Consider the following 18737-nt stretch of genomic DNA (forward strand, 5'->3'; position numbering starts at 1 on the left):
AGCAGATTCGGGCCCGCCGTCTTTTTCTATCGTTACTCGGTAAAGGCGTTGCCGACGCTCTGGCCGCCAACATACGTCTCGACGAGGGTGAGCTCGTGGTCGAACACGACAAAGTCGGCGTCGCGACCCGGCATGATGCTGCCGCACTTATCCTCGATGTGCGCGGAGCGTGCCGGCACCTCGGTTGCCATGCGAATGGCGATATCGGCGCTGGCGATGCCCCAGTCGACGATGTTCTTGACGCCCTGGGCAAGCGTGAGCACCGAACCGGCAATGCTCTTGCCATCGGCGAGCCAGCACAGGTTGTCCTTCATGATGACGTCCATGCCACCACTGGTGTAGCTGCCCTCGGGCATGCCGCCGCAACCCAGGCAGTCGGTGATGAGCACCGTGTGCTGCCAGCCCTTTGCCTGCAGCAGCGCCTTGATGGCGGCAGGGTTTACGTGCTTGCCGTCACAGATGATCTCGGCGTAGGTCTCGGGCGTGGACATAGCAGCCCCCACGACACCGGGCTCACGGTGATGCAGTCCGCGCTGGCCGTTATAGGTATGCGTAAAGCAGCTGGCACCGGCGTTGATGGCGGCGATGCACTCATCGTAGGTGGCGTCGGAGTGACCGATACTGGTCACCACACCCTTGGCGTTCAGAGCAGCCGCATAAACAGCGGCGCCATCGCGCTCGGCAGCCATGGCGCTCTTAACGATGCGACCGCCCGCAGCCTCCTGCCACTGATCGAAGACCTCCTCGGAGGGATCGATAAGATAAGCGGGGTTCTGCGCGCCCACGTGCTTCATGGTAAAGAAGGGCCCCTCCAGGTAGATGCCCTGAATGCGAGCACCGCAGAAATCGGGGCCGCGACCCTCGTCCGCCTGAGCGATGGCGGCGCAGGCATCCTTGATCTGCTCGACGCCATCGGTGAACGTCGTGGGCAGCCAGCTGGTGGTACCGCGACGGGCGAGCTCGGTCGAGCTGATATCGATGCCCTCGGGATCGTTATCGGTAGTCGAGTGGTTATAGAAGCCATGGATGTGGGTGTCGACCATACCCGGCGCGATCCACGATCCCGTGTAGTCCTTAATCTCGCAAGAGGGCTCGTCGGCCTGCCAGGCGCCAAAGACGCCATCCTCGACCATAAGATAGCCGCCCAGTTGCGGGCCTGCCGGCAAGAAGAACTTGTCAGCCTTAATTGCGTACGTGCTCATATGCACTCCTCGCTTCTAAAGCAGTTGACTGTGGTGATGCTTATACCCAGTTCACGTAAAACAAAAAGCGCCCGCCCGCCGTTATGAGCGGACGGGCGCCCTTACAGGGGGACGCGATTAAGCGGTGAAGGGGTGAATCGTCACGCCCTTAACCACGCGGTTGACCGTGCCGGTGGGGCTCGGCGTATCGGGCGTGTTGCCCACGCGCACGGAGTTGAGCAGGCTGATAGCCTGAGCAAACATCACGAACGGCAGAGCAAGGTAACCCTCGGGGAGCGCCTCATAGCCCTTAAAGGTGAAGGACTCACCCTCGTAGACAGTAGCGCCATCCTGCTGAACGGCAACGGTGTGCTGAGCGATCTTGTCGCCACCGATCTCGTTGAGGATGTCGATATCGTACTGACGGGTGTAGGCGTCGTTGTTCACGAATACGAAGACGAGCGTCTTATCGTCGACGAAGGACTTGGGTCCGTGACGATAGCCCATGGAGGTGTCGTAGGAAGTGGCAACCAGGCCATGAGCAAGCTCGAGGATCTTGAGCTGGCTCTCCTGAGCAAGGCCGCCAAAGGAGCCGGAGCCAAGGTAGGTCACGCGGTTGAAGTCGCCAGCGAGGTAGTCGGCAACCTCGGACTCGCGAGCGATGACCTCCTCGCCCATCTTGGCGATGGTCTCGACCCACTCGGCCTTCTGCTCGTCGGAAGCCTCGTCAAAGATGAGGGTAGAGAGCAGCGTCATGCAGGTGTAGGAACCGGTCATGGCGAAGCCCTTGTCGTTGGCGCGCGGGATGAGCAGCGTCAGCGCATTGGGGTCATCAGCGGACTCGACGGCGAGCTTACCCTCGGGAGCGCAGGTGATGTTGAGGAACTTGACGTTGTGGACGAGCTCCTTGGCAACGGCAACGGCGGCAAGGCTCTCGGGGCTGTTGCCAGAGCGGGCAAAGGAAACCACGAGCGTGGGATCCTCGGCGCGCAGGAAGTCGCGCGGTGCGCTCACGATGTCGGTCGTGGCGATGGGCTTAAAGTCGTAGAGATCAGTGTTACCAGCGTGACGCAGATACGGGGCGCAGGTATCGCCAACGTAGTCGGACGTACCGGCACCGGTGAAGACAACGGACAGACGGCCTTCGCCCATAGCGCGAGCCTCGGCCAGGAAGGCCTCGATGGCCTCCTTGTTCTCGCGATAGATGTTGAGCGTATCACGCCAAAGCTCGGGCTGCTGAGCAATCTCGGCCGTGGTGATCTGGGCGCCGAGCTCGGTGAGCTCCTCGACACTCTTCTCGAACATTTCTAATACCTCTCTCTAGAAGTAATCCTCTGACGTGCAATTATACACTTCGGTTGGTTATCTGGTAGTAACCAGTTAAATACAAACAATCATCATATGGAAACGATGCCAACACTAGTCGCTACGCTGGTGGTAAACCTTGTATTTAAACTGATCGGCACGAGCAACCGAGAGCGTATACTCCACAACCTCGTTTGACTCGTTATACGTAGTCCTAACCAAATCGAGCACAGGCGAGCCCTCGACAATTTCCAAAAGGTGGGCATCGGTGGGACGGGCTATGCTCGCATAGAACTCCTCTTCGGCCACGCGTATCTTTTGCTGAAAGTCTTGCTCAATCACATCGTAAAGCGGCTTACGCTCCAGCAGCGGTCGCTTTAGGGACAGAAATTGACGAACCGGTAGATAGCTGCGTTCGACCATCATGGGCATGTTGTCGGCAGAACGAAGGCGCTTGAGCTTAAAAATGCGATCACCGATACGCAATCCCATATGCTCAGCCAGATTCTTATCGGCCTCCATCTCGCAAAACTCGAGAATCGTGGTCTCGGGGTCGCGACCCATCGCGCGCATCTGCTCGGTAAAGCTGTAGGACTGCATAAGATTGGTTGCCTTTGCCGAACGGTCGGTCACAAAGGTACCGCGACCGTGCTGCCGAACCACCAGTCCTAAACGCTCCAGTTCTTGCAGAGCCAGACGTACCGTAGTGCGCGAGAGACCATAGCGCTCCGAAAGCTCGCGCTCGGAAGGAATCATGTCACCGGCGCGATATTCATGGTCAATCTTTTCGGTCAGAATATCGACCAGCTGATCGTACAGCGGTTGCTTACGCGCTCCGATCGCCATCCTATCCTCCCTTTTGCTCGAATTCGGCTAACTACCTAGGGCGTTAAGCATTATCGGTCTGCCACACCCGAATCATCAAGAAAAACAAAAGCCGCGCGCTCTTTCGAGCACGCGGCTTATAACATACACATGGCTTAAGGGGTCGGGGTGTGAGCCGCGTAGGGACACACCCCTCAAGCTAGAGCCTTACCAGATGCTCGGCCAGAGACCAAGCGGGCCAGCGCCCAGGATGCCCAGGACGAAGAGCAGCAGGATGCCCTTGGTCGGGGTCCAGCTGTGCTTAGCGAACATGTAGTAAAGCAGCAGCGTAAGCATAAGCGGGACGAGCTTCGGGACGATGGTGTTGAGGGTGTCGGCAACAGAGAAGTTGACCGGATCCTCGGTGACGGTGCCGTAGGTAACGGACTCCATGCCGTTGCCCAGATCGGTGACGCCGCACTCGACAGCGTTGCCGTCAGCATCGGAAGCGGTGAGGGCGTTGCCGTCCTCATCGGTCATGGCGATGGTACCGGCCTCAGCGGTCTCGGTATCGATACCCTCCATACCAGTGAAGTTCTCGGCCTCCTTCTCGGAGACGATCACGGTAGTAGCGGAGAGGCCACGGGTGGTGCCGTTGGGGATCTGGAGGTTGATCTGGGTGCCACCCATGGTGACGACCAGGCAACCGACGACGAAGACGCCCATGATGGAAGCGGCACGCGTGAAGGCCTGCATGTTGGCGGTCAGAGCGTCAATAGCGCTGGTGCCAAGCTTGTAGGACCAGTTCATGAGCCAGAAGCGCAGTGCGAACTGGACGACGTTGAAGATCACCAGGAAGATGATCGGCGCAGCGGCGTTGCCGTTGATGGCCATGTTGGAGGTGATGCCAGCCGTGATAGGCACGAGCGTCAGCCAGAACAGGGCGTCACCGATACCACCGAGCGGGCCCATTGCGGCGACGCGGACGGCGCGGATCGTGGGGATGTCAACCTTGTTCTGCTCGAGCGAAAGCACGATGCCCATAACAAAGGTGACGAGGAACGGGTGAGTGTTGAAGAACTCCAGGTTGTGGCTCATGGAAGCCGCGAGGTCGTTCTTGTTGGTGTGGATCTTCTCCAGACCGGGGATGATGGAGTAGAGCCAACCAGCGGCCTGCATACGCTCGTAGTTGAACGAGGCCTGCAGGAAGCAGGAACGCCAAGCCATCTTGTTGAGGGTCTTCTGGTCGAGCTGCGGAGCAGGAGTAAGATCCTCGTAGTGCTCCGGGATCACATACTCATTAGATGCCATCTTCGAAGTCACCTCCGTCAGAAACAGCTGCACCCTTCAGCTCGGTCTGCTGCTGGAAGTCCCAGAAAGCGATGCCGAAGCCGATGAGAGCGAGGATGAGCAGAGCAGGGGTTGCCAGAGAATCGTTGGCAACGGTGATGAGCGCGAGGCCAAAGCCCATGAGGAAGAAGCCCCACATATCGCGGTTCATCATAACCTTGAGCAGGACGGCGAAGCCGACGAAGCGCATCATGCCGCCTGCAGCGGAGAGACCGGTCTGCAGCCAAGTCGGGATGGCGGAAGCGATGGTCTGACCGATGGTGGCGCCAGCGATGAAGAACAGGGTGACGACGATAGCGAAGATCAGACCGAGCAGAGCCATGGCGAAGTAGTTCAGACGCTCGATACCCTTGGTGTCAGCGTTGTGAGCCATGTTGTCCGCGGAGGACATGAGCGGCGACATAAGCGTGAAGACCAGGGTAACGCCGAGCTGACCAAGCAGAGCGAACGGAATGGCAAGGCCGACTGCCGCGTTGGGCTCGAGGCCCGTAGCGATAGCGAGAATGGCTGCCATGATGCCGCCGATGACGGCGTTAGGCGGCTGAGCGCCTCCGATCGGCATGTTGCCGATCGTCATGAGCTGATAGGTACCACCCACGAGAAGACCGGTGTTGAGGTCGCCAAGGATAAGACCGATGACGGCGCCGGTGACGATGGGCTGATAGAGAGACTCGAGGAAGTTGAACTGGTCGATTGCCGCGACGAACGTGACGATGAAGACCAGAGCGACCTGGATGATCGAGTATTCCATCTTGCTCCTCCTTTCAAAATGTATGTACGCACTTTGGATTTCACGTACAGAATGTCAGGGTTTCATTCCTGACAACGTGGATCATGAGGATTACGAGAAGAGCTTGCTCGTGTCCTCAACAGGCGTGCTCGGAACGCGCCTGATCTCCAACTCCACCCCCAATTCCTGCAGCTCTTTAAACGCAGCGACATCCTCGTCGTTAACTGCGACGGAGGTGGCGACTTGGCGCTTTCCTTCCGACATGTGCATGTTGCCGATGTTTACCTTCTTTATAGGCACACCGCCCTTGACGAGCGTAAGCACGTCTTCCGGTGTTTCGGCCACGATGAAGATCTTCTGGCGCGGGCTCGCCTTGCCGATGACGTCGATGGTCTTCTGCAGAGAGAAGAAACGCGTAGCGACGCCGGCGGGAGCGGCCATCTTCATGAGGTTCTGGCGCATGGTGTTGGTCGCCACGTCGTCGTTGGCGACGAGGATGAGGTTGGAGCCCAGGGTGGAGTTCCACTGGGTGGCAACCTGACCATGAACCAGTCGGTTATCGATGCGGGTAAGAAGAATGTTGGGTTCTGCCATGTTGATCAGCTTCCTTTCGTTATTTGCTGACGACAGTTACTTGATCTCCTGAATCGCGTAACGCGAAACATCTACGACGGCACCGGATCGGACTTTGATCTGGACCTTTTCGCCTTCGATGCCCTTGACGGTTCCGTAGATACCGCCGGCGAAAAGAACCTCCTGACCCGGCTTGAGCTCGGTGTGCAGCTCCTTGAAGTACTTCTGCTTCTTCTTCATGTTGATTTGCGACCAGATGGTGTAAATCAAGCCCATGACGACAAGCAGGCCTAAAAGAGCGACCGAGGAGCTCAGGACGCTGGCTCCGAAATCGGCCATTAGATGCCGTCCTCGTCACCGAAGATATCCTCTTCCTCGGCACCAGCGACGGAGGCAACCGTCTGGGCGGTGATGCCCGTCTGGCCAACGGTCACGGCCTGCTCGCCAAGCTCGGCGAGCGTAGCGTTGCCGCGGAGGAACAGAAGCTCAATAACCATGGGAAGGTTCGTGCCAGTCAGAATCTCGACGTTGTCGACATCCTGGGCAATCATCATTGCCTGGTTGAACGGGGTACCACCAAGCAGGTCGGTAAAGACGAGCACGCCATCGCACTCCTCGCGCATGGCGGTGATAGCGGCGCGGAGATCCTCACCGTAGGAAGCAGCCTGGTCGCCCTCGAAAGGAACGACGGTAAAAGCGGGCTGATCACCGGCGACCATAGCGATAGCGCTTGCGAGGCCGGGTGCGAACTGTCCATGACCGGTAAGAATAAAGCCAACCATTCAAATTTCCCTTCCGAAGGTGTGTACGATCTGAGTCCGATGTTTTCGGAAGCCAGCGGGCGGACGCCCTTAAAGCTTCTTGGAAAGCGTTCTTTGAAGACCAGTGGTCTCTCAACTGGTAGTAACCACGTGACGTGTTGTTGTCACTATATCATCACAGAAGAGGTCGCTTTCGCTGATTCACGCAATAAAACGTTTTTGCACCGCTCACGGCGATAAATCGACCGTTTACCGCTCGTTAACACTTCTACCTGCGGTTTTGAAACCGTTTCGAAATACTTTGACGAAAGATCGGAACCTTTTCTGTGTCTAAACAACGCAGGGTGGCCAAAAAGGCATGTAGAAAAAATGCAGGTCATTGTGAAGATTTGTGAATTGGTCTTTTTGACTTAATACCAGTTAGAACCAGTTTAGAAATTATCGGTGAACGGTAGTTTTCGACCGCTCAGCGGTTATTTCCAATCGTTTGCAGCTCCTTTTCCATATGAATTAGGGAGACCCGATGAAGCACTTGCGTGGTTGCGGGAAATTTCGATACTCGTCCATCCCCCACGTGCCAAACTCTCACTCCCTAAATATGCCATAAGCTCTCGCTATTCGTCTTACAAACATAACTTACTCTAATCTGTAATTGTTTATCGTTTATCATTAAGTATGTTATAAGATTTAAATATCATCCTAGACATTGGTTGGAGGAGCTATGATCCGCTGGAACGTATCCAAATCGAATGAACCCATCAACCGCGAACAGGCAATAGCCGATCTGAGGAAGCTCGCTCACATCTGCAAATGGGCCACAATCTGCACCGCCGTAGCGCTCGCTCTGGGACTCCTCGCAGTCATTGCAATCGAGCTTCTACTCATATTGCCTAGCCTCTCCCAAGGGTTCTGCCTCCAATCCGTAGAGCTTAATGCCGGCGAAGGGCCATCTCTCGCTCTCGTCGGCGCCAATGAACAGACCCCTCTTATGCTTGTCGCGCACGACGGTCATACTGCCATAGGGAGCGCCATGATGACATGCCTTGCGCTTGCCATTGTGCTAAGCGCATACAGGTTTTTCTCCACCATTGAAAAGGCAGGCAGGCCCTTTGACCTCGAATGCATCCGCATACTACGTCAAGTAGGACATTTGTTCCTTATTGGCGGCGTTGCTGTGAAGCTTCTTGGTGCCATAGTCACGGGGCTGATACTCTCAGGATTTGGCGGCAACTTTACGGATGCGCTTGGCGGCCAGCATCTCGACCTCTCTATGCTCTTTGCAGGCCTGATTATTAGCCTGATTGCCAGCGTCTTCCAGTACGGGTGTATCCTGCAAATACAAGATGACGAGTTGCTCTAGGGGGAATCCATGATTATTCTGCGGCTCGACCGCATGCTTGCCGAACGCAAGATCTCATCCAAAGAGCTTGCGGAACGCGTGGGCATCTCCCAGGTCAATATGTCGCGCATCAAGACGGGCAAGGTTTCTGCCGTGCGCTTTTCAACTCTTGACGCGATATGCCGGGCACTCGACTGCCAACCGGGCGATGTACTGGAATATATGCCTGACGATGAAGCCGATAACCTCTTTGGACTTAAAGATTAATTGAGATTATTTAACTACCGGTACCTCCGACGTAATAAGCCCGCTAGAACGGATATCGTTCTAGCGGGCTTATTCAGATAGTTCGGCTACGCGATCGGTAAGCTCAGGCAGATCTTACGCAAACAGGCCGTAAATGCTGATGTTGGCCTTGGCGTACAGGCTGTTGGCGTACTCGGTCCACTTGGAGCTGGCGCTCGAAGCCTGCGAAGAATACTGCTGGTAAGCGGTGTAATAGGCGGTCATGGCCTGCTTATAGGTGGCGCTATCGGCGGTAAAGGCATCGTCGGCGAAGGCCTTAGCGTAGGTGCTGTCGGCGTCCTTCCAGGTGCCCTTCGAGCTATCCCACTCGTCGCCGGCAAGTTTGATGATGTAGTCGGCGTAGTCCTTGCTCGCAGTCTCCTCGTTGCCGTCAGAAGGCTCGGTCGGAGCGGTCGGCATGCTCGCGGAAGCATCGCCCACCTTCTTCTTGTAGAGCTTCTGCAGCGTCGCGGACTGGCGGACGATCTGCTTGGCCTGGTCCTTGGACACGCCATACTGCTTGGCCATGGTGTCGTAGTCCGAGGTGCCGATAGAATCCTCGGCGTACTTCTTCATCTCCTTAGAGGAGACGGTAATGCCCTCGTCCTCGGCAGCATCGAGCAGAATCTTGTTGCGCACGTAAGACAGGATGACGTCGGCAGAGGGGGCGGTGTAGTTGCCGTTACTATCCTTGACGGTATCGAGGCTGTACTGGCTCTCGATGGCCTCGCGCGCGGTGATGTCGCTCTTCTTGCCGCTATAACTATAGCTTGCCACGGTCGAATCGAGCTGGTCCTCGGTCAGGGTCGACGAACCGACGCCCTTGCCGTCAAAGCCGCCATTGCCCATAAAGAAGCCGACCACCGCAGCGATCACGACTGCAACCACAAAGGCGGCAATCATCGTCTTCTTGTGCTTGGATACGTGATCGTCCCCATCGGAACCTAGGGCGTCATCATCCTCATCCTGGGCCTCGGGCATCAGATTCTCGTCAGCGGCATCTGCGGCGATCTGAGCCTCCAGACGGGCGTCCTCTTCCTCGGCCGTCGTGCCAGCAGCAATGTGCTCGGCAGACGTACCGGCGACCAGGTCGATCTTCTCGTCCTCGTCACCGTCGGGGCCTTCGCCGCGCTCGATGATCTGGATGCCGTCGATCTCGTCCTTCTCGTCCTTCTTTTGAATCAGACCCATATCGGTTACTCCTTGTTAGGAAACATAGTCCCCAATAGAATACGCCCGACAGAGCGCCGGGCGTATTGATTCTTAGGTTATACGCAAACACTTAAGTACTATTTAGGCGTTTGCAGCGTGCATGCCTTAGGCCAGGTGCGCGATAACGGCATCGGCAAATGCCTGCGTACCCACAGCGCCCTCAACGGAGCCGGTCTGGGCACGACGCACGTCACCGGTAACCTGCTCGCCCTCGTCGAGCGTGGCAGATACGGCCGCACGGATGCGATTGGCGGCATCGTTCTCGCCCAGGTGGTCGAGCATCATAGCCGCAGAGAGGATCTCGGCCGTGGGGTTGGCGATATCCTGGCCAGCGATATCGGGTGCCGAACCGTGCGTTGCCTCAAAAATGGCGCAGTCGGCACCGATGTTGGAGCCGGGCGCCATGCCAAGACCGCCCACCAGGCCGGCGCACAGGTCGCTCACGATGTCGCCGTACAGGTTTGGCAGCACCAGGACATCGAAGTCGTTGGGGTTCTGGACCAGGCCCATGCAGGTGGCGTCGACGATCTTGTCGTTGAACTCAATGTCGGGATAGTTGGCGGCCACCTCGCGCGCAACGCGCAGGAACAGGCCGTCGGTCGCCTTCATGATATTGGCCTTGTGCACGGCCGTCACCTTTTTGCGGCCGCAGCGGCGGGCATACTCAAAGGCGTACTCCACAATACGGCGGCTCTTGGCGATAGAGATGGGCTTGATCGAGATCGCGGAATCGCCGGCGAATGTCTTTTGGCCCGAACGCTCGACAAGCTGCGAGAGCTCCTCGACCTCGGCAGCGCCCTCATCGAACTCGATCCCGGCGTAGAGGTCCTCGGTGTTCTCGCGCACGATGACCAGGTCGACGTCGCGGAAACGCGAGCCGTCGCCCGGCTGCGACAGGCAGGGGCGCACGCAGGCGTACAGGTCAAAGTGCTTGCGCAGGGCCACGTTAACGCTGCGGAAACCCGTGCCGACCGGCGTGGTGATGGGGCCCTTGATGGCAACCTTGGTCTCGGCGACCGCATCGAGCACGTGCTGGGGCAGCGGCGTACCAAACTCGTCCATGACGCCGGCGCCGGCCTCCTGGACGTTCCAGTTGATCTGGACACCGGTGGCCTCGACCACGCGGCGCATGGCCTGCGTAATCTCGGGACCGATACCGTCACCGGGAATCAGGACTACATCGTGCGCCATAATCTGTTACTCCTCGTCTTCGGCGTCGTCAGATTTTTTAACGCTAGCACGCTTCTTCTTTTTGGAGAGATCCAGGCCAAAGCGTTTAACAAGCATTTCGCAAATCTCGCTCGAACGGGCCTTGAGATAGCTGCCCTTGCCGTTCTCGGCGTCGAACTTAAGGCGCAGCGCAAGCTTCTCTGCGACCTCGGCGTCGATCTCGCCCTGGCAAAACTCGTACAGGCAACCGAGCATGTCGCGATACTCAAGGTCGCCGTGGTAGCACTGGATGGCCTCGTCCAGGATGGGCCAAGCCTCGCGCGAACGCTCGACGCTCGTGGCGCCCCACACGCACAGCAGGCGGAAGGCGGCATAGCGCAGCGTGGAGGAAATCTCGTCGAACAGTGCGGTCTCGGCACCCTCAAAGGCGTCCTCCATCTGCTCGGGGCAGGTGGTGGCGAGTGCCGCCAAGGCATCGAGGGCCTCCCAGCGGGTCTGCGCCTCGGGGCGATCGAGCGCCTCGATCAGCGCGGGCACGCAGGGCACGACGCGCTGCGGATCGCGCTCGGCAAGCAGGTGCAGCACGCGGGCGGCAAACTGGCGGATGCGGCGCGTGGGGCAGCCGAGCTCCTGGACCAGGCGGTCGACGGCGTTCTCGTTCTCCTCTGCCAGCTGAAGCTGTGCCAGCTCCTCGTCGGTGAGATGTTCGTCTTTGTTTTCTGCCATAGTTACCTCTTCTTACTATTTCTTAGCGTGCTTGCCAGCACCCTTGCTGTCATCGGTGACCGAGATGAGCTGTCGGTCGGCTGCGCCATTGCGGCGTGCGCGACGGCGTTCCTCGGCGTCGCCCGCGTCGGCGGCGGCGCGGTGAGCCTTGTTGACGTTAAAGACCTCGTCGTGCTTGCGCCACGGACCGACGGACTCGCCAAAGCTCATCTTAAGGCCGGCGATAAAGCCGCCGAGCCAGCCGATCGGCGCAAACTGCACCAGCGGGAACAGTGAGAACACCCAGGTCAGCAGGACGACTGCCGCCGCGCCTGCAAAGTTGGCAATCCAGTAGTCGCGCTTGGTGATGACGCGCTTTTCGCACGCCCACTGGCCGCACAGAAAGCCGATGTAGATCGCAAAGAGAAAGAGCGCCAGCGCAAGCACCACGAACGTCCAGCTCATGGGCGCTACTCCCCGTGATGGTGGCCACAGCAGCACTCGTGGCCGTCGTCATGACCGTGGCCGCCGCAGCACTCGTGGTCCTCGCCGTGATGGTGGCCGCAACCGCACTCATGCTCGTCGCCGTGCTCGCCGCAACCGCAGCCGTCCTCGTGGGCACCGTGCTCCTCGGGGCGATACTGCGACCAGTCCAGACCGGCGGCGATGGCGTCGGCCTCCTCCTTGTAGAGGACCGTGATGGCCTGGGTGCCCAGCTTGGCGCCACCGATAGCGTCGAGCATGTCGTAGAGCGTAAAGGCCACGTCGGCGCCGGGCAGCGCGAGCTCGCGGTCGTCGGCGTAAGCAAGGGCCAGGCGCAGGTCCTTAATGAAGTGCTCGACCATAAAACCGGGCTTGTAGTCGCCGTCGAGCGCCTTGGGAGCCAGGCTCTCCATGGCGCCGGACTTGCCGGTACCGCCCAAGATCATCTGGCGGGTCTTCTCCAGGTCAAGGCCGCTCAGCTCGGCAAATGCCATGGTGTCTGCCATGCCGACCATGCAGGCGCCCAGCGACACCTGGTTGGCGAGCTTGGCAGCCTGGCCCTTGCCAGCGCCGTCGAAGCAGCAGATGTTGGCCGCAAAGGTGGCAAGGATGTCGCGGACTGGGGCGATATCGTTCTCGGTGGCGCCCACGATAGCCGTGAGCGTGCCGGCGATAGCACCAGACTCGCCGCCGGTGACGGGGCAGTCAAACGCCATGCGGCCGGAAACCTGGGCGGCCTCGGCAATGTCGCGCGCCAGCTCGGGCGAGCTTGTGGTGAGGTCGATCAGGACCGCGCCGGGCTTAGTGCACGCGAGCAGGCCGTCGCCCGCCAGGTAGAGCTCCTCGACCTCGGAGGGATAACCCACCATGGTAAAGACGACGTCGGCGTTCGCCACGGCATCTGCCGGCGTATCGGCCCAAACGGCACCGCGCTCGATAAGCGCGGCGGCCTTGGACTTAGTGCGGTTGTTGACCGTGACGGGATAGCCGGCATCCAGGATGTGGCCGGCAATGGGGGCACCCATGATTCCGGTGCCGATGAATGCGACGGAGAGCTTGTTTGCCATGAAACCTTTCCTTTTGGGTTGGGTGTTATTACCAGGTTGAATACTCGGTGCCAGCGTTGGGCTGTGAGTCGAGGGCGATTACGGACGCAGCGCTTGCCTACTGGCCGCGCACGCGGCGGGCGATGCGGTCGGAAAGCGACGCCTTGTCGGCGCGGTTCTTACCCCAAAACGCGCAGGCCACCATGCCGGGGCCCACGTGCGAGCCGATGGTAGGACCGACGGAGCTGCGAATGATCGTGACGTCGGCGCAACCCTCCTCCTTGCGGATGGCGGCTTCGAGCCAGTCGCCGTCCTTCTCGGCATCGGCCGTCATAATGGCGATGGGCATGGTGCGATCGGGCACATAGTTCTCGCGGAACGACTTGAGGATGGACTTGAGCGCCTTCTTGCGACCGCGGTTGACGCCGATCAGCGACAGCGAGCCGGCCAGGTCGTAGGACAGCTCGGGTTTGACGTCGAGCTTTGCCGTGAGCTGTGCCGCCGCGGGCGGAATGCGGCCGCCGGCAGCCAGCGCGTCAAAGCTCTCGAGCGTAAAGTAACCGTGGACATAGGTCTTGGCCTCGTTTGCCCAGTCGACCAGCTGCTTGGCGGTCAGTCCCACCGAACGCTGGCGCACGGCCTCAAGCGCCAAGAGCTCGCCGGTCGCACAGGGCAGAGCGTTGTCGACCACGTACAGCTCAAAGTTGGGATACTCGGCGCGCACGGCGTCCGCCGCCTGGCACGCGGAGTTGTAGCTCGACGACAGCGCCGAGGTAAAGCACAGGTAGACCGTAGGCGTACCCTCTTTGGCGCACTCGGTAAAGAACTCGATATAGCGACCGAGCGACACAGCCGAGGTGGACACGCGGGCACCGGCGCGCATACGGTCGTAGAACCCCTTGGGTGTGATGCTCGACCAGATGTCGTCCGTGCGCTCTTCGCCATCGATAATGAAGGGGAAACCCAGGATATCGACATCGAGGTTCGCGGCGACCTCGGGGCTAAAGTCGCAGCAGGTATCGACGACGATGCGGCAACGGTCCGAATGACCGGCGGATGCGGCCTTGTCCATCAAAGCGACTCCTTACGTAAAAAAGCGGCCACCCGCATGGGATGGCCGCCAGCCGTTAACTCATGCAAGTTAACGTATTTTACTCGTCAAGTGTTTCGATGCGGGGCTTGATGATGCCATATCCACCATTCTTACGGTGATACACCACATTGATAAGGCCGGTCGTCGCGTTCTCGAACACGTAGAAGTCGTGACCGAGCAGATCGGTCTGCACCAGCGCCTGCTCCTCAGTCATCGGAGTGACGTCGATAACCTTCTCGCGGACGAGCAGGTCGTCTTCCTCCTCGGGCAGCAGCAGGTCGGCCAGATCCTCGACGCGCTCGACCGGTGCGACATCCGCGGCGCTGGCACCACCCTGGCGGTTGTCCACGACCTTAGTCTTGAACTTGCGCAGCTGGCGGGTAACCTTATCGGCGGAGAGGTCGATGGCGGCATACATATCTGCGCCGTGCTCGGCAACGCGAATCACAGAGCCGCGGGCACGAACCGTGACCTCGACGATTGCCGGGTTGGGGTTCGAGGGGTTCTTCTCATAACGAAGCACGACGTCGACCGTCATGGGCTCGATATCGAAAACCTTGAGCGCCTCGCCGATCTTCTCATCCACATGCGCACGCAGAGCATCGGTTACCGTCGTCTTGCGTCCAGAAACCTTGATATCCATACGTGGCTCCAATCTGCCTCGGGGACTTACTGTACTGGCTATGTACCCATTGCCGTGCATTTAATCACGCGGATTCCTAAAGACCCGAATAACGATTGCTTAATACCGCATACCGAAGTCTCGCACTTTTCTGTGGCAAAGTGCGCTATGGGAGGGCGTCGGCGACTTTGTATTTGGTCCCGAAAATTGGCTTTGACCTGCTGGTTTTATAGGGATAAAAAAGCCGGGCTCCCCTATTGGGGAAACCCGGCAGTGCGTGTTGAAACCGTGAAGAGGTGTCCTTTCCAACGTATAGGAGACACCACCCCTAGCAATAACTAGCTATTAAGTTTGTTAATGTCGTCGTCAGTGATGGTGCCTTCCTGGCTGGACGATTTGTCCTCGGAGGATGCGGTCTCATTGTTGGAATCGGAGGACTCGCTGCCGGAGGACGTGGTCTCACTGGACTCAGAGTCGCCCGGCTGCACGTTAGCGCCCGAAACCGTCTTAGTGGTGAGGTCGTAGGGAATCTGGCCGTACCAGACGCAGTGAACCGCCTCGAGCGTGCCGTCGACCGTGATGTCGTCGAGGGCATCACTCACGGCACGGCACAGTTCGTCATTGGACGAGAGGCCCGCAACACCAAGCGTCGAGGGCGCCTCGAGCGCACCGACATAGGAGACCTCGCTCATCAGGCGTGCAAGATAGCCGCCGGCTGTGGAGTCGCAGATCACATAGTCGACCTCGCCAGACTCGAGCGCCTCAAAGCACTCGTTGATGTTGGAGTAGGTCTTTTGGTTGGCGGTGATGCTCTGCTTAGCAAGCGCCTCCTGCGAGGCCGAGGACATCTGGACACCCAGAGTAGACGTGTTAAGGGTATCGGTGGAAACGCTTAGCGACCCACCATCGCTGGTTTTACCGAACACGGAAGCGGCATCGTACAGGCAGGTGCCGAGCGAGCTAACGTCCCCGTCCGTGGAGTTGATCTCGCCGATAAAGATATCAGCCTTTTTGTCGCCGAGCGCGGAACCTGCCGAGGACGCATCGACAAAGGCGACCTTAAGGCCCATGCGGCTTGCGAGGGCGCGGGCAGCATCGACTGCATACCCCGTAAGCTCGCCGTCGGCGCCCTGCATTGCCTGCGGCGCATCGGAAGTATCGAGGGCGACCGTCAGGGTTCCGGGAGTGACCAGGGCATCGTCCGACACCGCCGGCGTGACGGTCTCGTACTCGATCTGGTCGATCGTGGGAGTCGTGAACGTAGACAGCGGGTTGAACGCGCATCCGCTCAGGCCCAAAACGGCAATGACCGCTGCGGTCCCAGCACCTAACCGAGCCGCGTGCATCAAGCTGCCCCTCACCATGTCCACTACCCTGCCTTCTGTGTCGTATACGATCCGTGCGTTGCGCGGAATATCGGGTTGTTCCCACCAGCTGACCTGGTATTTGACCCCACACTTGCGCACCGGGGTGTTTGCTCGGGAGGCCGCAGCCACCCTCACGACTGGCCCGCTCGCCCGCGAGGCGGTATTGCCCCAAAGAAAGTAGAACGGACGGTGCGGCTTACATCTAGGACGCGCCATGATCGCGCCGCGCGCACGCGGTCGCTTACGTGGATCCCTTTGACCGCGTCTGTCTTGGACTAGGACGGGCATTTCGTCCGTCCGCAACCACAGCCTGGTAGGAACGTAGCGCATTATAGCTAAGTTCAAGCTAAAGTTTAAGGTTAGGGGCGTCATTCGCATCGCGAGTACAGATTTCGCAGGTCGGAGTGGGCTATTCGTGCCCCTGTGAAGCCCGGAGCTCCCCTATGGGGAGCTCCGGGGCACCCTTCCTAGGGTGCTGTGGCCAAAAAATGGCAAATATGAGTACTGTCACCAATTTAGTAACAGGCAGTTTTAGCCTCTCGGACAGATTTTGCGCTCAGTGTCGCCAACCTGATGCTTAGTTATTCTACATTTGTTTATTATCTTCTTACTTTATGACGCCTCCGAGTCCTAAATTCCTTGATTTTGCTGTTACTGATTTAGTGACAGTACTCATATTTGCCATATTTTGGCCAGGGCATATGATTAACCCCCTATTTTCGACGTGAATTAGACCGGCTTAAGCCCAAAACACGCCCGCAGCGTGTTAAGCAACGCCTCTTGCTTCTTCCTGCGGGCATCGACACGATTCCGGTACCGCTTTCGCATACGCTGGTGCATGCGCCATGCGAGCGCTTCCATCGCTTCCACGTCACAGAGCATTTCGTTGTTGACCGTCGCGACCTCGATTCCCATAGTAATCAAGCCCGTGTTGCGCTTTTCATCATGGATACGTCCCCTCCGAGAGGAATGGCCCAGCTCACCGTTGTATTCCAGGTCAAACCGGGCTGCCTCCTGATATGCATCGCAAACTGCATGGGGCATCCCCGAGATTGCCTGCGCACGGTCATCGAACTCGATCTTGTAGTCGGTCTTAAAAGGTCCGCAGGCAAACCCGCCATAGGAAAACGGAAGCGAAAACAGAGCGAGCATGATGCACTCCATGGGCGAGAGCAGGTTTTCCGAAAGATAGGGACACAGACGCAGCAGCTGTTTGGCCACATTCCCCTTGCATGCCGCAAGGTAATCTGCCAGACGATCGGGCATCAGCACCGGCTCGACTTCAAAGTAGCCCACGTCTGCTGGCTGGTCCTTGTCCTTTGCAAGTTTATTCGTAACAGGCGAGGTGTAGGGAGGCAGATACTTCCCGCGGTCGCTCAGTGAAATCTTAGAGCACAGCTCCTGGGCCAGGGCAAACGCCTGGATGCAGCCGACCTCACGCGCAACGGCAACACAAAGGGCCTCGGGAGATAGGCTGTACACCCCCGGTTCCACCTCTAGAATCGAGCCGGCGGGCAACCCGGAACACACGGACCAGCCTACGCCAGGCATGCGGCGGCGCTGCGCCGCAGATCCCACCAACAAGCACAGATCTTCCTGCACCTCGCCACTTTTGGCTCCAATTCGTACCAGGTCGGAAAGATAGATATCCCCGGTCGAAGGCGATGACGTACACAGCACGCGGCGCTCCCCCTCGGGCTCAAGGTCCCTCCAACTGATGTAGCCCATTTGTCGGCGCTCGGCGCGCATCATGCGCAGCGCCGAGGCGCCAGTCAGGATTACGGAGGCCGCCAGTTGCTCGCTTGTCGGCTCGATGCGTCGCGCTATCTTCACTGCCACAAAACCACCCCTACCAAACGCGTGCGATAGCGAGACCATCGACTGCCGCGGCGCCGGCGCGCTTGAGTTCCGCCGAAGCCGCGGCCATCGTCGCACCCGTGGTGATAACGTCGTCGATAAGCAGCAGGCACTTGCCCCGCACATCCTCAACCGTCTCGTACATGCCTTGGGCACGCTCGCGGCGCTCCTCACGACCGAGTTCGCGCTGGTCGCCATGCCCGTACTTGACGAGAGCATCGAGCAGGGGAACACCCGACAGCTCGCAAAATGGGCGCGCAATAGCCTCCATATGATCAAAACCACGCCGCCGAAACGCCGCCGCAGTCGCGGGCACAAATACCACCGCGTCGACACCGGACAGCACGCCGCCGTAGCGATCGGGGGCTGCCACCTGGGCATGCAGGGCGGTGTCGTAGAGTAGCTCCGCCAGATACGGTGCCAGGCGGCGCTCGCCCGCATCCTTGTACGCCTTGATGATGCGCGGCAGCGGATGTGCGTAGACGGCACACGCCAGGCAGCGATCGAGCGCCTCGGCCATTGCCGAAGACGTGCCCTCGACCGAACACTCGGTGCACAGCAAATCCCCAAACGGGGCGCCACATCGGATGCAGCTATGGCACGGATCGATGAGCGCGAATGAGGCCAGGCAATCCTGGCAAATCAGCGCACCGAAACGCTCGCAGCCGGCGCATCGCGTGGGCGACAACGCCTCGAGCGCCTCGTATGTCGCGCGCTCGGCAAGCGGTAGCAATTCGTCCGCAAACGGTAGGACACCTGCGTCCTGCAAACGAGTCAATACGTTCAGATGTCTCTTCATGACACAACCCTCCCTACGCGAAGACGAAGGGAGGGTTGTCGGTGTAGAGCCATGA

General features: G+C 59.0%; 20 protein-coding genes. 2 read left to right on the forward strand and 18 right to left on the reverse strand.

All coding sequences use genetic code 11. The features are described 5' to 3' along the window. Positions 1–32: 32 nt before the first annotated feature. The 8 genes from nagA to DW037_RS05765 all read right to left on the reverse strand — a co-directional run bounded on the left by nagA (position 33) and on the right by DW037_RS05765 (position 6725). Positions 33–1202: an N-acetylglucosamine-6-phosphate deacetylase gene (nagA, locus tag DW037_RS05730; RefSeq protein WP_118372966.1), complete on the reverse strand. Its 1170-nt coding sequence runs from the start codon at positions 1200–1202 to the stop codon at positions 33–35. 117 nt (positions 1203–1319) lie between these two features. Then, the gene (locus DW037_RS05735) at positions 1320–2486 is read right to left on the reverse strand and encodes an SIS domain-containing protein (protein ID WP_117640368.1); all 1167 of its coding nucleotides are present in this window, start codon (positions 2484–2486) and stop codon (positions 1320–1322) included. Between the two features lie 114 nt (positions 2487–2600). Continuing rightward, on the reverse strand, positions 2601–3332 hold the full coding sequence (locus DW037_RS05740) for a GntR family transcriptional regulator (RefSeq protein WP_117564750.1): 732 nt from the start codon (positions 3330–3332) through the stop codon (positions 2601–2603). 186 nt (positions 3333–3518) lie between these two features. After that, positions 3519–4601, reverse strand: a complete 1083-nt coding sequence (locus DW037_RS05745) for a PTS system mannose/fructose/sorbose family transporter subunit IID (RefSeq protein ID WP_022094609.1) — start codon at positions 4599–4601, stop codon at positions 3519–3521. Continuing rightward, complete coding sequence (locus tag DW037_RS05750) at positions 4591–5391, reverse strand: PTS sugar transporter subunit IIC (protein ID WP_117776793.1); 801 nt, start codon at positions 5389–5391, stop codon at positions 4591–4593. Before DW037_RS05750 ends, DW037_RS05745 begins: the two co-directional genes overlap by 11 nt. 90 nt (positions 5392–5481) lie before the next feature. After that, a complete protein-coding gene (gene agaV, locus DW037_RS05755) occupies positions 5482–5964 on the reverse strand; it encodes a PTS N-acetylgalactosamine transporter subunit IIB (RefSeq protein ID WP_117716286.1) in 483 nt (160 codons plus the stop codon). Positions 5965–6000: 36 nt separating this feature from the next. Then, on the reverse strand, positions 6001–6282 hold the full coding sequence (yajC, locus tag DW037_RS05760) for a preprotein translocase subunit YajC (protein WP_117564749.1): 282 nt from the start codon (positions 6280–6282) through the stop codon (positions 6001–6003). Beyond that, positions 6282–6725, reverse strand: coding sequence for a PTS fructose transporter subunit IIA (locus tag DW037_RS05765; RefSeq protein ID WP_117564748.1), 444 nt, complete (start codon positions 6723–6725; stop codon positions 6282–6284). Before DW037_RS05765 ends, yajC begins: the two co-directional genes overlap by 1 nt. 700 nt (positions 6726–7425) lie before the next feature. Between DW037_RS05765 and DW037_RS05770 the strand changes: the two genes are divergently transcribed. Both DW037_RS05770 and DW037_RS05775 read left to right on the forward strand, forming a co-directional pair. Next, positions 7426–8064 carry a DUF2975 domain-containing protein gene (locus DW037_RS05770; protein ID WP_117583568.1) on the forward strand — a complete coding sequence of 213 codons (639 nt, stop codon included), beginning with the start codon at positions 7426–7428 and terminating at the stop codon, positions 8062–8064. A 9-nt stretch (positions 8065–8073) separates the two neighbouring features. Then, positions 8074–8310: a helix-turn-helix transcriptional regulator gene (locus DW037_RS05775; RefSeq protein ID WP_117564746.1), complete on the forward strand. Its 237-nt coding sequence runs from the start codon at positions 8074–8076 to the stop codon at positions 8308–8310. A gap of 114 nt (positions 8311–8424) precedes the next feature. Here the strand turns inward: DW037_RS05775 and DW037_RS05780 are convergent, their stop codons facing one another. The 10 genes from DW037_RS05780 to DW037_RS05825 form a co-directional block, all read right to left on the reverse strand. Next, on the reverse strand, positions 8425–9519 hold the full coding sequence (locus tag DW037_RS05780; protein ID WP_118372967.1) for a hypothetical protein: 1095 nt from the start codon (positions 9517–9519) through the stop codon (positions 8425–8427). Between the two features lie 126 nt (positions 9520–9645). Beyond that, the gene (locus DW037_RS05785) at positions 9646–10731 is read right to left on the reverse strand and encodes an isocitrate/isopropylmalate dehydrogenase family protein (RefSeq protein ID WP_117635809.1); all 1086 of its coding nucleotides are present in this window, start codon (positions 10729–10731) and stop codon (positions 9646–9648) included. Between the two features lie 6 nt (positions 10732–10737). Next, entirely contained in the window at positions 10738–11436 is a 699-nt protein-coding gene (locus DW037_RS05790; protein ID WP_117716284.1) for a hypothetical protein, read from the reverse strand. Positions 11437–11451: 15 nt separating this feature from the next. Next, complete coding sequence (locus DW037_RS05795; RefSeq protein WP_117716283.1) at positions 11452–11880, reverse strand: hypothetical protein; 429 nt, start codon at positions 11878–11880, stop codon at positions 11452–11454. 5 nt (positions 11881–11885) lie between these two features. Next, the gene (locus DW037_RS05800; protein ID WP_118372968.1) at positions 11886–12965 is read right to left on the reverse strand and encodes an NAD(P)-dependent oxidoreductase; all 1080 of its coding nucleotides are present in this window, start codon (positions 12963–12965) and stop codon (positions 11886–11888) included. Positions 12966–13062: 97 nt separating this feature from the next. Then, on the reverse strand, positions 13063–14016 hold the full coding sequence (locus tag DW037_RS05805) for a DegV family protein (protein WP_118372969.1): 954 nt from the start codon (positions 14014–14016) through the stop codon (positions 13063–13065). A gap of 79 nt (positions 14017–14095) precedes the next feature. Then, positions 14096–14680, reverse strand: a complete 585-nt coding sequence (hpf, locus tag DW037_RS05810; protein ID WP_035137685.1) for a ribosome hibernation-promoting factor, HPF/YfiA family — start codon at positions 14678–14680, stop codon at positions 14096–14098. Between the two features lie 317 nt (positions 14681–14997). Beyond that, the gene (locus tag DW037_RS05815; RefSeq protein ID WP_233503126.1) at positions 14998–16023 is read right to left on the reverse strand and encodes an ABC transporter substrate-binding protein; all 1026 of its coding nucleotides are present in this window, start codon (positions 16021–16023) and stop codon (positions 14998–15000) included. Positions 16024–16755: 732 nt separating this feature from the next. After that, positions 16756–17865: a hypothetical protein gene (locus DW037_RS05820; protein WP_117716280.1), complete on the reverse strand. Its 1110-nt coding sequence runs from the start codon at positions 17863–17865 to the stop codon at positions 16756–16758. Positions 17866–17875: 10 nt separating this feature from the next. Continuing rightward, entirely contained in the window at positions 17876–18682 is an 807-nt protein-coding gene (locus tag DW037_RS05825; protein ID WP_117716279.1) for a ComF family protein, read from the reverse strand. Positions 18683–18737 lie beyond the last annotated feature (55 nt).

It is taken from the genome of Collinsella sp. AF39-11AT (genome assembly GCF_003474585.1).
GTDB lineage: Bacteria > Actinomycetota > Coriobacteriia > Coriobacteriales > Coriobacteriaceae > Collinsella.